This is a genomic window from Labedaea rhizosphaerae (assembly GCF_004362825.1).
In the GTDB taxonomy this organism is placed as follows: Bacteria; Actinomycetota; Actinomycetes; order Mycobacteriales; family Pseudonocardiaceae; genus Labedaea; species Labedaea rhizosphaerae.
Genome location: NZ_SNXZ01000001.1, coordinates 260857 through 275276, shown reverse-complemented (window position 1 = coordinate 275276; position 14420 = coordinate 260857). Strand labels below are relative to the sequence as shown.

Sequence of the window (14420 nt, the reverse complement as noted above, 5' to 3'; positions counted from 1 at the left end):
GGCTTGGGTGGAGGACTGCAGCGGAGGCGCTGCTTCGGGCGGCGGCTGAGGCGGGTGGCTGCTGAGCGGGCATCGGTTGGGCGGGCTGCGGTAGCGGCTGTGACAGCGGAGCTGCCTATGGCTGGGCCAGGTGCTGCGGGAAGAGAGCGAACCCCAAGGCCAGGTCGTTCGGGTGGTTCAGATCCGGCGCGTCCGGTCGGCTTGCTCGATGATCTCCCGGCCGACCGGTGACGTCACCGGGCCTTCCTCGGCATGGCCGCTCTTGGCCAGCCACCGGCTCATCTCCCGCTGGACCACGGCCAGCGTCGGCCGCCGGCCCGGCATCGGGTCCAGGGAGGCGATCAGCAGGGCCCGGTGCGCGCTGCGGGTCGGCAGGTGGGTGAGCGGCTCGCCCTTTGCCGCCGCCATCAACGCCGCCATCGCGTTGTCCCGCGAGCCGCGCGGTGGGTGGCCGGTCAGCGCGAAGCTCACCGTCGCCGCCAGTTGCCACGCGTCCGAGGCGGGGGTCGCCGTGGCGCCGGCCGCGGTCTCCGAGGCCAGGAAGTCCGGCGTGCCGACCATCATCCCGGTCGCGGTCAGGGTCGAATCGCCCTGCGAGCGCGCGATGCCGAAGTCGATCAGGTGGGCCGTGCCCTCCGGGTCGAGGATGATGTTGGACGGCTTCACGTCCCGGTGCAGCACGCCCCTCGCGTGCGCCGCGGACAACGCGCCCGCCATGGTCATCCACAGCCGGGCGGTGGCCAGGTCGTCCAGGGGCTTGCCGGGCGCGACGAGGTCGGCCAGCGGGTCGCCCTCGATGTACTCCATGACGATGCCGAGCTCGCCCTGGTCCTCGACGATGTCGTAGACCCGCACGCAGTTCGGGTGGTGCACGGCGGCCAGCGCGCGCGCTTCACGCATCATGCGCTGTTCGGTCTCGTGGTCCGGGGCGTGCGCCATCTTCACCGCGACCGTGCGGTTGAGGTGCGTGTCCTTGGCCAGCCACACCGTGCCGAAGCCGCCATGGCCGAGCGCCCGGATCTTCTGGAACCGGCCGCCGCTGGGCGGCGCCGTGGGCCGCGGGGCGGCCGAGGCGGCGGCGAACGGCAGCGGCCCCGGGTCCTTGGCCAGCTGCGCCAACGGCGTCCGGTCCGGCACCGGGTCGCGCAACGGCGGCAGCAGCGCCTCGACCGGCGTCGGCGGGCGCTGCGCAGGGGGCTGCGGCGGACGCATCTGCTGCGGTGGTCGCTGTTGTTGCTGCGGCGGCATTCCGGCCACCCGGGTCGGCGGCGGGGGGAGCCGGTTGATCGGCGGGCGGTTGACCGGCGGCTGGTGGGTTTGCTGCCCGGGGTGCTGTTGCAGGGATTGCGGGTGCTGCGGCTGCTGCGGTCCGGCGGGGTCGGGACGCTGGTAGCTGCGTTCGACCGTCGACCACGCGGGCGCGCCGACCACCAGCAACGGGATCAGCCCCAGCACCGACGCGGGCAGGAAACCCAGCCACAGGTACGTCGCGACGTTCGCCTCGATCGCCACCGACAGCACCGCGAACAGCACGAACGGGATCCACAGCAGCCGTCCGGGCCACTTCGGACCGCGGCGCATGGCGATGCGTGCCTGGATGATCACGAACAGCGCGCACAACGCGGGCAGCACCACGAGCCCGCCGATCCGCACCAAGGTGACCAGCGGCCCGCTGAACGGGTGGAACAGCACGTCGTACACCGTCGGTCCGCCGCCGAGATAGGTGCGCTGGTCGCCGACCATGCAGAACCCGTCGGACATGCTGGCGACCTCGTTGGCCGACAGGCCACCGCGTTCGCCGCGGAAAACCGAACGGAAGACCTCGGAAACGCCGGTCGCGAGCAGCCACGGCACCAGGAACACCAGGACGAAGCCGATGACGCCGAACACGCTCAGCGTGACCACGTCGTAGCGGTTGCCGGTGCCCTTGCGCACCAGCGACACCAGCAGCGCCGCGAACACCGGCAGCAGCCCGAGCAGCAGGCCCGCGGTGATCGTGCCCCACACCCAGTCGCCAGGGCACAGGCCGGGCCCGAAGATCCGGTGCGCGAGCGACAGCAGGGAACCGGCGATCTCGAGCATCCGGCACCACCTCCTGTCGTTCCCAGCCTATGTGGATCGGCGCCATCGCATGGGTCGTTCCGATGTGTGCAGACGCGTTTCGCGGGCACAAGGTTGCCAGGGCCCCGAACCGCCCGGTCGGACAGGCGGCGCAGGCGGGGTCTTGGTGAGAAGGTGGGGTGCGCGAGCACGGAGGTGGAGCATGGGCTACCGCGAGGAATACCAGCGCAGCATCGAGGACCCCGAGGGTTTCTGGCTCGACGCGGCCAAGGCGATCGACTGGACCACCGCGCCGACCAGGGCCTTGGACTCCGATGCGGCGCCGATCTACCGCTGGTACCCCGACGGCGTGCTCAACACCTGCCACAACGCGCTCGACCGGCACGTCGACGGCGGTCGCGCCGAGCAGAACGCGCTGATCTACGACTCGCCGGTCACCGGCACGAAGGCGACCTACACCTATCGCGAGCTGCGCGACGAGACCGCGCGGTTCGCGGGCGTGCTCGCCGGGCTCGGGGTCGCGGCGGGCGACCGCGTGATCATCTACATGCCGATGGTGCCGCAGGCGTTGATCGCCATGCTCGCGTGCGCCCGGCTGGGCGCGGTGCACTCCGTGGTGTTCGGCGGGTTCGCGCCGCGCGAGCTGGCGTCCCGCGTCGAGGACGCGAAGCCGAAGGTGATCGTGGCCGCGTCGTGCGGCATCGAGCCGACCCGGGTCGTGGAGTACAAGCCGATCATCGAGTCGGCGCTCGCCAGGACCACGCACCAACCCGGCCACGTCGTCGTGCTGCAGCGTGCGCAAGCGCGGGCGGAGATGGGCTCGCGCGACGTCGACTGGGACACGGCCATGGAGTCGGCCGAGCCGCACGACTGCGTGCCGGTCGCCGCGACCGACCCGCTGTACGTGCTCTACACGTCGGGCACGACCGGCAAGCCGAAGGGCGTGGTGCGCGACAACGGCGGGCATGCGGTGGCGCTGGCGTGGTCGCTGCGCAACGTCTACGACATCAACCCCGGTGACGTCTTCTGGACCGCGTCCGACGTCGGCTGGGTCGTCGGGCACTCCTACATCGTCTACGCGCCGTTGATCGTGGGCGCGACAACCGTGCTGTACGAGGGAAAGCCGGTCGGGACGCCGGACGCGGGCGCGTTCTGGCGGGTGATCGCCGAGTACGGCGCGAAGGCGCTGTTCACCGCGCCGACGGCGTTGCGCGCGATCAAGAAGGTCGACCCGTCCGGGGAACTGCTCGCCGGGCACGACCTTTCCCGGTTCGAGACGCTGTTCCTGGCCGGCGAGCGACTGGACCCGGAGACGTACAAGTGGGCCTCGGACGAACTCGACCGGCCGGTGGTCGACCACTGGTGGCAGACGGAGACGGGCTGGCCGATCTGCGCCAACCTGCGTGGTCTGGAGCCGATGCCGATCAAGGCGGGGTCGCCGAGCGTGCCGTGCCCCGGTTACGACGTGCGCATCCTGGACCAGTCGGGCGACGAACTGCCCGCGGGCCAGGAAGGCGCGATCGCGATCAAGCTGCCGCTGCCGCCGGGTTGCCTGCCGACGTTGTGGGGCGACGACGAGCGGTACGTCGAGTCCTACCTGTCGCGCTACCCCGGGTACTACCTCACCGGGGACGGCGGCTACGTCGACGCCGACGGTTACGTGTACGTGATGGGCCGCACCGACGACGTGATCAACGTTGCGGGACACCGGTTGTCGACGGGGTCGATGGAGGCGGTGCTCGCCGCGCACCCCGCCGTGGCCGAGTGTGCGGTGATCGGCGTGCGGGACTCGTTGAAGGGTCAGCTCCCGCGCGGTTTCGTGGTGCTCAAGGCCGGTGTGGAGATCTCGGAGGAGAAGCTCCGCGAGGAGCTCGTCGCCGCCATGCGCGCCGAAGTCGGTCCCGTGGCGGCGTTCCGCGATGTGTCTGTTGTGGACGGATTGCCCAAGACCCGCTCCGGCAAGATCCTCCGCAAGACGATGCGCGGCATCGCCGACGGCCGAGACGAACCCGTCCCCTCCACCATCGAGGACGCCTCCGTCCTGGACGCGCTGCGCCTCATCCTCCGCGCCGACTGACCCCCGCGTGTCCCCTCCTCCGGCCGGGTGTGTCCCCTCTTCCGACCCGGTGTGTCCTCTCTTCTGACCACGTGTGTTCCCTCTTGAGGCGCGCATGGTCAGGCCACGAACCTGCGTTCGCGGAACGCCGCCCGGATCTGGGTCACCACCGCGGCAGGATTCCTGAGATCGTCGACGTCCGCGCGGATGACCAGCCAACCGCGTCGCCGCAGGTCGCGATCACGCAGTTCGTCACGCTCGCTGCGCCCTGCGTGCGCTTCGTAGCCGTCGTACTCCAAGGCGATCTTGGGCTCCAGCCAGGCGAAGTCGAGGCGGTACCGCACCGAGCCGTCCAGGTCGACGACAGGGTGCTGCGCGACCGGTATCGGCAGGCCGCTGTCGACGAGTTCGAGCAGCAACCGGCTCTCCGCCGGCGATTCGGGCAAGCCGGTGGCCAGGTCCAGCAGGAACGCGCTGCGTTTTCGGCCACGGGAGTCGCGTCGCCGCATGATGCGTTCGGCCACAGTGGCCTTGAACTCCGCCCGGAACCGAGGATCGAGCTGGCCGAGCGCCTGATCCGCACAAGCAAGGGCCATGCCGCGGTTCTCGTCGCACAGCATGTCGGCGACGACCCGATCGAGGGCCAGGGTGCGCAGCCGGTCGAGCTCGACCACGTCGTCCTCATCGAGAGATCCATTGTGGATTCTTGTGCCCGGGAAGTTGTGCACCTTGCGGGCGTAGGGCACCAGGACGTGGATGATTCCCGCGTCGGCCGCTGTGCAGCCGTGGATCAATGCGGCGGTTTGACCCGTGAGCGCGGCAGTCGGGCCGGCCGCGAGCAGGCTTGCGGCCGCCTTGGTCGGCAGGGTCAACATCGTCCGGCGGTCGACAAGCACCGCCCTGTGCACCGCGACGAGCCGGCCGTCGCTGATCAGGTCACGGACTTGCTTGCGGCCAAGGGCCGAGGTGAGGTCGCTGCGCAGGTGCGCGCCATGCAGGCCGGGAGGCAATTCGAACATGACTCCACCTTGGACCCGCGAAACGCCTCCTCCGCCGTTGCGCGTGAATCTGTGGACAACCTGCCGCCTGTGGATAACTCAAAGCGCGGACACACCGGGTCGGAGGAGGGGACACGCGGGGTCGGAGGAGGGGACACGCGCGGGAGGGGTCAGTCCCAGGAGGGGAGCCAGTGTTCCATTTGCCAGTGGGTGTCGGTGATGGAGTCGCCGTTGAGGACGGGCCAGAGCCACACGAAGTTCGCGACGACCAGGCCCACGTAGAGCGAGATCACCAGCAGGCCGGTCGTCCTGCGTTCCAGGCCGTCGCGCAGTTGGCCGCCGATCTCGCCCAGGCACAGCACGAGGCCCAGCACCAGGAACGCCGCGAGCGGGGTGGCGTAGAAGAAGTACATCTGGCGGTCGAGGTTCAGGAACCACGGCAGGTAGCCCGACAGGTAGCCGGCCAGCACGGCGGCGTAACGCCAGTCGGTGCGGAAGACCGTCTTCCACAACGACCAGGCCAGCATCGGCACCGACAGCCACCACATCGCGGGCGTGCCGATCAACATCGTCGCCTTGATGCAGTGGTCGGTGCCGCACGCGGCGCCGGTGTCGTTGTAGTAGTACAGCTGTGGTCGCAGACCCATCGGCCAGGTCCACGGCTTGGACTCCCACGGGTGCGGGTTGTCCTTCGGGGTCACCAGCGTCTCGTGGAAGTGCAGGACGTTGCCCGAGTACTGCCACAGCGCGCGCAACGCCTGCGGCATGAAGTCGTACCAGCCGTGGTGGTCGGTCTTGGTGGCCAGGTAGCGGTCGATGCCGGTCTCACTGCTGAACCACGGCGCCCAGCACGCCAGGTAGACCAGCACCGCCACGGCGATGAAACTCCACAGGGCGGGCAGCACGTCACGCAGCAGCGCGCCCTGCCACGGGTGCCGCACGCCGGCGGCGCGGCGCGCGGTCGCGTCCCAGATCACCGAGAGCAGCCCAAACCCGGCGACGAAGTACATGCCCGACCACTTGGTGCCCAACGCGAGACCGAGCGAGACACCCACCGCGAAGCGGTACCATCGGAACCCTAGCCGCGGCCCGTATAGCGACGCGGTGGCCCAGCCCTCCTCGACGGCGATGGCCAGCCGTGAGCGCACTTGGTCGCGGTCGAGCAGCATGAAGCCGAACGCGACGAGCACCCAGAACGCCAGGAAGATGTCGAGCATCCCCGTCCGGCTCTGCAGGTGCAGCACGCCGTCGCAGATGAGCAGGATGCCGGCGACCGCGCCGAGCAGCGTCGAGCGGGTCAACCGCCGCGCGATCCGGACGATCATGATGATCATCAACGTGCCGCACACGGCGCCGGTGAAGCGCCAGCCCCAGCCGTTGTAGCCGAAGAGCCACTCGCCGATGGCGATGAGCTCCTTGCCCAGCGGCGGGTGGACGGTCAGCTCGTAGCCGGGGTTGTCCTCGTAGCCGCCGTTGCGCAGCATCTGCCACGCCTGCGGGACGTAGTGCTTCTCGTCGAAGACGGGCGAGCCGTTGTCGGTGGGCGAGCCGAGGTTCTGCAGCCGGACCAACCCGCCGATGAGCCCGATGACCAGCGTGACCACCCAGCCACGCAGCCGGTCGGCCGGCATCGGGTTGCCGATCACCCGCGCGGCCGTGCGGGCGGCCTCGGGTGACGGCGCCCCGGCATTCGATTCGTCGGATGCCCTCGCCTCGTCCGCAGCCAGCACGCTCACGACCGCAGATGGTAAAGCGCCCGGTGTTCGGTCCGCGTCGGGACGGTGCCGTCAGGGCTTGGGCTCGCCGTAGCCGAGCTGCTGGTCGATCTCTTCATCCGACTCGTCGGTGCCGATGTTGCGGTCCTCGCCGGCATTGGTGATGGTCTGTGCGTAGCCCATCCCCTTGCTCATCACCTTGCCCGGATCGCGGCGCTCCTTGGTGCCTTCCATGCCATCGCCAGGCATGAACGTCTTGTCCAGTCCTACCAGGCGTTCGCCGGCGTCCTTCGCGAGCTTCGCGTAGGTCAGCTTGTCGCCCTCGACGACTTCCTTGGCGAGTCCCTTGGTGAAGCCGCCGTAGAGGCGCTCGTTGCTCTGTAGCCGGCTGCGCAGCTTGTTCAACACCTTGCCGGCGCGGGTGTAGATCGAGCAGGCCTTCTCGACGGTGGTGCCGGACTTCTCGGTGCCACGCGCGACCTCCACCCCCGATTCCGTGGCCGCCGCGGCGGTACTGGCGCCACCGGTGAGGGGCGCTTCAGGGATCGCCGTGAGCCAAAGGATGATCAGGCGCTCGACGATGTCGGTGACGATCCCGAGGATTGTGTCCTCGAGCGCCTGGACAAGCACGGCGAGCAACTGGAGCATCGCCGCGATGTCGCCGGCCACCCCAGCCGTGCCGTGCACACCTTTCACGAACAGGGAAGTGGTCGCGGCCGCGGCGGTGGCCGCATCGCCGTCCCAGTTCGTGATCGTCGTCTTCGCGACGCCGACGATGTCGGTGGCCAGTCGTTCCAAGTCCTCGGCGAGTTGCTTGTACCGACTCGAAGCGGCCTTCAGCGCATCGGGGTTCCCGCTCGTCAGATCGATGAATGCCTTGAGCGGCGTGAAGAACTTCATGACGAAGCCCAGGCCGTTCTGGATCAGGAACCCGAGCGGATCGGCAATGGCTTGGGTGGCGTCGTTCACCCAGCTCTCGATCAGGACGCCCGCGTCGACGATGAGGTTGGCGGCGTCGACGCTATTGCCCTCACCCATCGCCATGGCGTCGGTGTACAACTTCGTCACCGCTCCGGCGAAGCCTTGCCCGCTGCTCAGCGCCCGATCGCCGATGTTCGTCCGCTCACCGGGGTCCTTGTAGTACTCGTTGAAGATGACGCTCGAGGAGTAGTCGGTGTCCGGCTTCGGCCCGCCGTTGGGATCGAGGGTGGTGCCGCGAGCCTCGTCGAGCTCGTTGGCCAGCTTGATCATGCTCTGCTGGTTGGCTGCGTCCGTGCCGTGGTAGGAGGCGGCGGTCGCGTTGAACTTGTCCGCGGCCGAGCTGATGCCGATGGTGATCGAGTTGATGTGCTTGACCAACTCACAATGAAGCGCTTCGTAGTCGCTGTAGAACGAGGTGAACTCGGTCAGCAACGGGCCGAAGACCGGTTCCATGACCTCGGCTGCCTGGACGTTGCCTTGCAGCACCTGTGCCCGCGGGTGGAAGTCCGTGTAAAGCGTCTGGGCGAAGGTGGCTATGTCCGCAGGACTGGCGACGTAGTTCATCGGCGGTCCTTGGGGCGGCGGACGAGGTTGACCTGGTATTCGGCCGGTTCGTCCTCCACCGGTGGCCGGGGGCGAGCCGGACGGGGTGGCCGCTGGGGCGAGGCAGCTGGGGGAGCGGCCGGGGCAGCGGGCGGCGGCGGTGGGATCACCGGCGCCTGTGGAGCCGTCTTCGCCTGGGTGGCGCGGACCTGCCCGACAACGTCCATGTCGTCGCCGACGTACTGCTGAACCAGCTGCGCTTGCTGGCGGGCGGCCTGGGCGATCGCCTGCCGGAGGGTGCCCATCACCGCGGCGCGCAGGCCCTCCGGGCCCAGCGCCATGGCCTGCGGGGCGAACCTGATGTCCTGCACCGTGCCGCCGGGACCGGCCGCCACCGCGACGGAACCGTCGGGGGAGTGCACGATCGCCCGGATCTGGCCCAGCTGTTCCCGCAGCCCGCCGAAGTCCTTGACCTTCTTCGCCGCTTCGACCCGCGCCGCATGCAGCTTCTCAGCGGCTTCGGTCAGCGCCTCCAGTTCATCTGCCACATCACGCAGGGTGGCACGTCATCGCGGTGGGTGGCAGGCGTTTCGACATCTCTACGCTGGACGAGTGAACACGGGGCTGGTGCTGGCGGCGACGCCGCTCGGGGAGGTGCGCGACGCCTCCCCGCGCCTGGTGGCGGCGCTGGGCACCGCCGACATCGTGGCCGCGGAGGACACGCGGCGGACCAAGGCGCTCGCGGCCGCGCTCGGGGTCACCATCGGCGGCAAGGTGGTCAGCTTCTACGACGCCGTCGAGACCGCGCGCATCGATGGGCTGGTCGAGGCCATCGCGAGCGGCCAGACCGTCCTCCTCGTCACGGACGCGGGCATGCCCAGCGTGTCGGATCCTGGATATCGGCTGGTCACGGCGTGTGTCGACAACGACTTGCCGATCACCTGCCTGCCGGGGCCGTCCGCGGTCACCACCGCGCTGGCGCTTTCGGGGCTGCCCTGTGAGCGGTTCTGCTTCGAGGGGTTCGCGCCCCGCAAGCCCGGCGAGCGGGAGCGGTGGTTGCGCGCGCTCAAAGAGGAGCCGCGCACCGCGGTGTTCTTCGAGTCGCCGCACCGGATCGCTTCCACGATGGCCGACGCCGTCCGTGTGCTCGGCGGGGAGCGGCGGGCGGCGGTGTGCCGGGAGCTGACCAAGCAGTACGAAGAAGTCCGGCGGGGGACGCTGGCCGAGCTCGCCGAGTGGGCGGCCGAGGGCGTGCGTGGGGAGATCACCGTGGTGCTCGCGCCGGCCCCGAAGGTCGAGGCCGATCTGCCGTCGCTGGTCGAGCAGGTGCGCGCGCTCGCCGACGACGGGATGCGGCTCAAGGACGCCGCCGCGCAGGTCGCGGGTGAGCACGGCGTCAGCAAGAAGGCGCTCTACGACTCCGCCGTCGCGATGAACACGAACTCGCGGCCGGGCCGGTCCGGGGCCTGACGCACGTCCAGCACGCGGTAGCCCTGCTCGGCGAGGCTGGCCTCGACCTCGTCGCGGGAGCGGAACCGCAAGGTCGAGTCCGACGTGACGACCGTGCCGTCGGCGAAGGTGTACGTGTAGCGGAACGACACGAGCGGCAGCCGGACCTCGGTGACCTCGCGGTGCTGGGTCACGCCGGCGATGGTCACCTCGGCCGGGTCGGCGGACCACTGCTCCCACGCCCGGAACTCCGGGCGCCGGGTCTCGAAGACCAGGTGACCGCCGGGCCGCAGTGCCGCGCGGATCGACCGCAACACCGAAGCCCAGTCCTCGTCGGTGAGGAAGACCTGGGCGACGTTCCCGGTCATCACCGCCAGGTCGGCGCCGACCGGCGGCAGGTCGCGGGCATCGCCGTGGTGCCACGCGACCCAGTGCGCGCCACGCTTCGACCGGGCCACCTCGAGCGACGCGAGTGCCGGGTCGACGGCGTCGACCATGAGTTCGCGTTCGGCCAGGATGAGCGCCAGGTTGCCGGTGCCGCAGCCGACGTCCAGCACGTGCCGCGCACCCAGCTCCTCGACGATCGCCACGTACGCGTCGAGGTCGTGGCGCGGCCCGTCGAAGTCGTCGTAGATCCGCGCGAGGCGGGGGTCGTCGAAGATCGCGTCGGGCACGGGCGCACGGTACGGCTTACCGTCGTCAGGTGGAAACGACATTGGTCGCGAAGATCACCGGGGACGACTCGGTGAACGACACCGCGCGCCGGTTCGGCATCCACGCCACCGACCTGGGGCTGATGTGGGCCGGTGACGACGGGCGGGTCCGGGTTGTCTTCGGCGACACCTACGGCCACGGCTGGGGTGGTAGCGGCGCTGGGCCGGCCGAGGGCTCCGACTGGCGTTGCAACGTGCTCGCCTACGCCGGTGACGACTTCACGCACGGCCTGGTCCTCGACGAGGTCGCCGCCCGGGACGACGGCATGGCCGCCGAGCTCTTCGGCCGCGACCGGGAGAACGAGGCCACGGTCATCCCCAACTCGGGCACGGCGGTCGGCGCGACGCACTACCTGCACTACATGTCGGTGAAGAGCTGGGACGGCCCGGGCCGCTGGCGCACGAACTTCGCCGGCATCGCCGTGTCGCACGACGGCGGGACGACCTGGGAGCGGCCGGAGCAGGCCCGCTGGCACAACGCGCGGTGGCGGCACCTCTGGCGGCACAACCACCCCTTCCAGGTCGGCTGTTTCGCCACCTTCGACGGCGGCCGGTACCTCTTCGGCACGCCCAACGGCCGGTTCGGCGACGCACGACTGGCCCGGGTGTCCACTGAGGACATCCTGGTGCCGGAACGCTACGAGTACTGGACCGGCGCGGACTGGCGGCGTGGGGACGAATGGGCCGCGAAGCCCGTCTTCCGCGGTCCGGTCGGCGAGATGTCGGTGCTGTACAACGACACCCTGGACCAGTGGCTCGCCGTGCACCTCGACGAGCACCGCGCGGCGATCGTGCTGCGCACCGCGCCGGAGCCGACCGGACCGTGGACCGGCGGCGACGTCCTGGTGTCCGGGCGGGACTACCCGGGCCTGTACGGCGGCTACCTGCACCCGTCGTCGGCGCACGGCACGACGCTGCACTTCGCGATGTCGCAATGGAATCCGTACAACGTCTTCTGGATGCGCACCGAATTGGGTTGACCTGGAGCGCGGTCGAGGGTGTTGGGTGGACTGGACACCAACGAGGGGAAAACCGATGGACAAGCGCACGCTCGGCGCCCTGGAGGTCTCGGCCCTGGGCCTCGGCTGCATGGGGTTCTCGCCGCAGGTCTACGGCCCGGCCACCGACGTGGAGTCCGCCGAGACCATCAACCGCGCGCTGGACCTCGGCGTCACGCTGCTGGACACCGCCGACATGTACGGCATGGGCCACAACGAGGAACTCGTCGGCCGCACCATCGCGGGCCGGCGTGACGAGGTCGTGCTGGCGACGAAGTTCGGCATCACCGGGCGGGACGGCGCCAAGCTGGTCGTCGACTCGAGCCCGGACTACGCCCGCAAGGCCGTGGACGCGTCGCTGGGCCGGCTCGGCCTCGACCACATCGACCTCTACTACCTGCACCGGCGCAACCCGGACGTGCCGATCGAGGACACCATGGGCGCGCTGGCCGAGCTGGTGCAGGCCGGGAAGATCCGGCACATCGGGTTGTCGGAGGTGAACGCGCAGACCCTGCGCGCCGCGCACGAGGTGCACCCGGTGACCGCGCTGCAGATCGAGTACTCGCTGTTCACCCGCCTCGACGTCGACGTGGACTCGACCTGCCGGGAACTGGGCATCGGCGTCGTCCCGTACTCGCCGGTGGGCCGGGGGATGCTGACCAGCACGGTGCGCTCGCTCGACGAACTCGCCGAAGACGACTTCCGGCGCACCTTGCCGCAGTGGCAGCCGGAGAACCTGCCGCGCAACCTCGCGCTGGCCGACAAGGTGCGCGCGGTCGCCGAGGACATGGGCGCCACGCCGGTGCAGGTGGCGCTGGCGTGGTTGCTGGCGCAGGGCAAGCACATCGTGCCGATCCCGGGCACCCGCAAGATCCCCAACCTCGAGGAGAACGTCGGCGCGGTCGACCTCACCCTGACCGCGGAGCAGAAGGAAGCCATCGAGGCCGCGGTGCCCGCCGACCAGGTGGCCGGGGAGCGCTACCCGGAGTCGGGGATGGCCTCGGTCGGCCACTAGCCCTGAATGTCGCATTCAGGACGCTCGACGTCCTGAATGCGACATTCGAGGCTTCAGCCTGATTCGCGCTGGAACGTCCGGGCGCCCCACCAGACCGACAACACGGTGAGCACCAGCAGGATGACGCCACCGGTGGTGATGGCGTTCAGCGCGAAGTCGCCGCGGAAGCCCGCGCGTTCGGCGTCCACGATGTGCGTGAACGGGTTGACCCGCGAGATCCAGTACAGCCAGCTCGGCGCGAGCCCCGTCGTGATCGGGATCATGATCCCGGAGAGCAGCAGCACCGGCAGCAGCACGCTGTTCAGCAACGGCGCGAACGCGTCCTCGCTCTTGAGGATCAGCGCCAGCGCGTAGGACGACGCCGACATCGTGATGCCCAGCAGCAGCACCATCGCCAGGCTGAACACGATCCCCCAGAACGGCGCGCGCAGCCCGAACACCAGCATCGCGAGCACGGTGATCAGCACCGCCTGCACGACCAGTTGCACCGCGTCGCGCAGCACCCGGCCGAGCAGCAGCCCGACGCGGCTGGCCGGGGTCACCCGCATCCGCTCGATCACGCCCGCGCGGTACTCGGCGATCAGGCCGAACCCGACGAACGCGCTGCCGAACAACCCGAGCTGCACCAGCAACGCCGGCGTCAGGATCTGCCACGACGAGCCGGGCGGGAAGCCGGGCGTCTGCGTGATCTTCTCCATCAGCGGTCCGAAGAGGACCAGGTACAGGATCGGCTGCATCATCGTGATCACGACCCACACGGGGTTGCGCAGCGACAGCACCATCCCACGCTTGAAGATCAGCCACGTGTCACGCCACATCGGCGGTCTCCTTGTCTTCGGTGGCCTCGCCGACCGCCTCGGCGCCCATCTCGGCGTCGCGCAGGCTGCGCCCGGTCAGGGTCAGGAACACGTCGTCGAGCGTCGGGCGGGTCACGCTCATCGAGGTCAGCGGGATGGCCGCGGCGTCGATCGCGCGCACCAGGTCGGGGAGCAGCACGTCACCGCGCGGCGCGCGGAACCGCACCGTGCCGCCGTCGACGTCCGCCTCGGACACCTCCGGCAGCCGGGCCGCGATCTCCCCGGCGCGGGCGCCGTCGGTCACGGGCACCGAGAACGTCACGAGGTCGCCCGCGAGGCCGGCCTTCAGCTCGTCCGGCGCGCCCTGGGCGACGATCTTGCCGTTGTCGATCACCAGGATGCGGTCGCAGAGCGCGTCCGCCTCGTCGAGGTAGTGCGTGGTCAGGAAGACCGTGGTGTTGTGCTCGCGGTGCATGGCCTTGATGTGGGTCCAGAGGTTGGCCCGGCTCTGCGGGTCGAGCGCCGCGGTCGGCTCGTCGAGGAACACCAGCTTCGGGTCGTGCACCAGGCCGAGCGCGATGTCCAGGCGCCTGCGCTGGCCGCCGGACAGGGTCTTGATCAGCCGCTGGTCCAGGCCCGCGAGGTCCATGCGCGCGGTCAGCTCGGCCGACCGGGCGCGGGCCTGCTCCGAGGTCAGGCCGTAGAAGCGGCCCTGCAGCTCCATCTCCTCGATGACCTTGCACTCCGGCGAGCTGCCGCCGCTCTGCGCGACGTAACCGATCTGCCTGCGCACGCCGACCGGGTCGGTGCGCAGGTCGCAGCCGGCCACGGTGGCCGTGCCGTCGGTGGGTTCGAGCAGCGTGGTCAGCATGCGCAGCGTCGTGGTCTTGCCCGCACCGTTGGGGCCAAGGAAGCCGACCAGTTCACCGGGCTCGACGTCGAGGTCGACCCCGCGCACGGCCTCGACCGTTCCGGTTCTCGTGCGGAAGCTGCGGCGCAGTCCGCGTGCGTGAATCATAAAGCCCCCTAAGTATCTTGGAATGAGAGTCAATCTTGACTACCGCGACAGCATTCCGCAAGGGCCGTCCACTAGT

Annotated in this window: 12 protein-coding genes; 4 read left to right on the top strand and 8 right to left on the bottom strand. The window is 69.9% G+C overall.

The annotated features are described in order from the left end of the window. Positions 1-177: 177 nt before the first annotated feature. Complete coding sequence (locus tag EV186_RS01255; protein ID WP_133847234.1) at positions 178-2082, bottom strand: serine/threonine-protein kinase; 1905 nt, start codon at positions 2080-2082, stop codon at positions 178-180. 181 nt (positions 2083-2263) lie between these two features. On the opposite strand from EV186_RS01255, the gene EV186_RS01250 reads away from it, so the two are divergent. Beyond that, positions 2264-4138: a propionyl-CoA synthetase gene (locus EV186_RS01250; protein WP_133847233.1), complete on the top strand. Its 1875-nt coding sequence runs from the start codon at positions 2264-2266 to the stop codon at positions 4136-4138. 98 nt (positions 4139-4236) lie between these two features. Here the strand turns inward: EV186_RS01250 and EV186_RS01245 are convergent, their stop codons facing one another. From EV186_RS01245 to EV186_RS39785, 4 genes are all read right to left on the bottom strand, one after another. Beyond that, a complete protein-coding gene (locus EV186_RS01245; RefSeq protein ID WP_243753764.1) occupies positions 4237-5136 on the bottom strand; it encodes a DUF559 domain-containing protein in 900 nt (299 codons plus the stop codon). Positions 5137-5285: 149 nt separating this feature from the next. Beyond that, complete coding sequence (locus EV186_RS01240) at positions 5286-6842, bottom strand: dolichyl-phosphate-mannose--protein mannosyltransferase (RefSeq protein WP_424982353.1); 1557 nt, start codon at positions 6840-6842, stop codon at positions 5286-5288. Positions 6843-6902: 60 nt separating this feature from the next. Beyond that, a complete protein-coding gene (locus EV186_RS01235; RefSeq protein ID WP_133847232.1) occupies positions 6903-8375 on the bottom strand; it encodes a PPE domain-containing protein in 1473 nt (490 codons plus the stop codon). Beyond that, positions 8372-8902, bottom strand: coding sequence for a YbaB/EbfC family nucleoid-associated protein (locus EV186_RS39785; protein ID WP_243753763.1), 531 nt, complete (start codon positions 8900-8902; stop codon positions 8372-8374). Before EV186_RS39785 ends, EV186_RS01235 begins: the two co-directional genes overlap by 4 nt. A 64-nt stretch (positions 8903-8966) precedes the next feature. On the opposite strand from EV186_RS39785, the gene rsmI reads away from it, so the two are divergent. Then, positions 8967-9824: a 16S rRNA (cytidine(1402)-2'-O)-methyltransferase gene (gene rsmI / locus EV186_RS01225; RefSeq protein ID WP_243753762.1), complete on the top strand. Its 858-nt coding sequence runs from the start codon at positions 8967-8969 to the stop codon at positions 9822-9824. On the opposite strand, the gene EV186_RS01220 is transcribed toward rsmI, so the two are convergent. Continuing rightward, positions 9767-10477, bottom strand: coding sequence for a class I SAM-dependent methyltransferase (locus EV186_RS01220; protein WP_133847229.1), 711 nt, complete (start codon positions 10475-10477; stop codon positions 9767-9769). The two genes, rsmI and EV186_RS01220, sit on opposite strands and share 58 nt — an antisense overlap. Positions 10478-10506: 29 nt before the next feature. Between EV186_RS01220 and EV186_RS01215 the strand changes: the two genes are divergently transcribed. Further along, complete coding sequence (locus tag EV186_RS01215; RefSeq protein WP_133847228.1) at positions 10507-11496, top strand: DUF4185 domain-containing protein; 990 nt, start codon at positions 10507-10509, stop codon at positions 11494-11496. 55 nt (positions 11497-11551) lie between these two features. Continuing rightward, on the top strand, positions 11552-12529 hold the full coding sequence (locus tag EV186_RS01210) for an aldo/keto reductase (protein ID WP_133847227.1): 978 nt from the start codon (positions 11552-11554) through the stop codon (positions 12527-12529). Between the two features lie 53 nt (positions 12530-12582). Here EV186_RS01210 and EV186_RS01205 read toward each other — a convergent pair whose 3' ends face one another. Further along, positions 12583-13347, bottom strand: coding sequence for an ABC transporter permease (locus tag EV186_RS01205; protein ID WP_133847226.1), 765 nt, complete (start codon positions 13345-13347; stop codon positions 12583-12585). Continuing rightward, positions 13337-14344, bottom strand: a complete 1008-nt coding sequence (locus EV186_RS01200) for an ATP-binding cassette domain-containing protein (RefSeq protein WP_133847225.1) — start codon at positions 14342-14344, stop codon at positions 13337-13339. The genes EV186_RS01205 and EV186_RS01200 overlap by 11 nt, the downstream gene beginning before the upstream one ends. Positions 14345-14420 lie beyond the last annotated feature (76 nt).

Excerpts from the sequence above, each read along its gene's own strand:
- EV186_RS01205 (WP_133847226.1), bottom strand. The coding sequence starts at position 13,347 with ATGTGGCGTGACACGTGGCTGATCTTCAAGCGTGGGATGGTGCTGTCG.
- EV186_RS01255 (WP_133847234.1), bottom strand. The coding sequence starts at position 2,082 with ATGCTCGAGATCGCCGGTTCCCTGCTGTCGCTCGCGCACCGGATCTTC.
- EV186_RS01250 (WP_133847233.1), top strand. The coding sequence starts at position 2,264 with ATGGGCTACCGCGAGGAATACCAGCGCAGCATCGAGGACCCCGAGGGT.
- EV186_RS01210 (WP_133847227.1), top strand. The coding sequence starts at position 11,552 with ATGGACAAGCGCACGCTCGGCGCCCTGGAGGTCTCGGCCCTGGGCCTC.
- EV186_RS01235 (WP_133847232.1), bottom strand. The coding sequence starts at position 8,375 with ATGAACTACGTCGCCAGTCCTGCGGACATAGCCACCTTCGCCCAGACG.
- EV186_RS01200 (WP_133847225.1), bottom strand. The coding sequence starts at position 14,344 with ATGATTCACGCACGCGGACTGCGCCGCAGCTTCCGCACGAGAACCGGA.
- EV186_RS01245 (WP_243753764.1), bottom strand. The coding sequence starts at position 5,136 with ATGTTCGAATTGCCTCCCGGCCTGCATGGCGCGCACCTGCGCAGCGAC.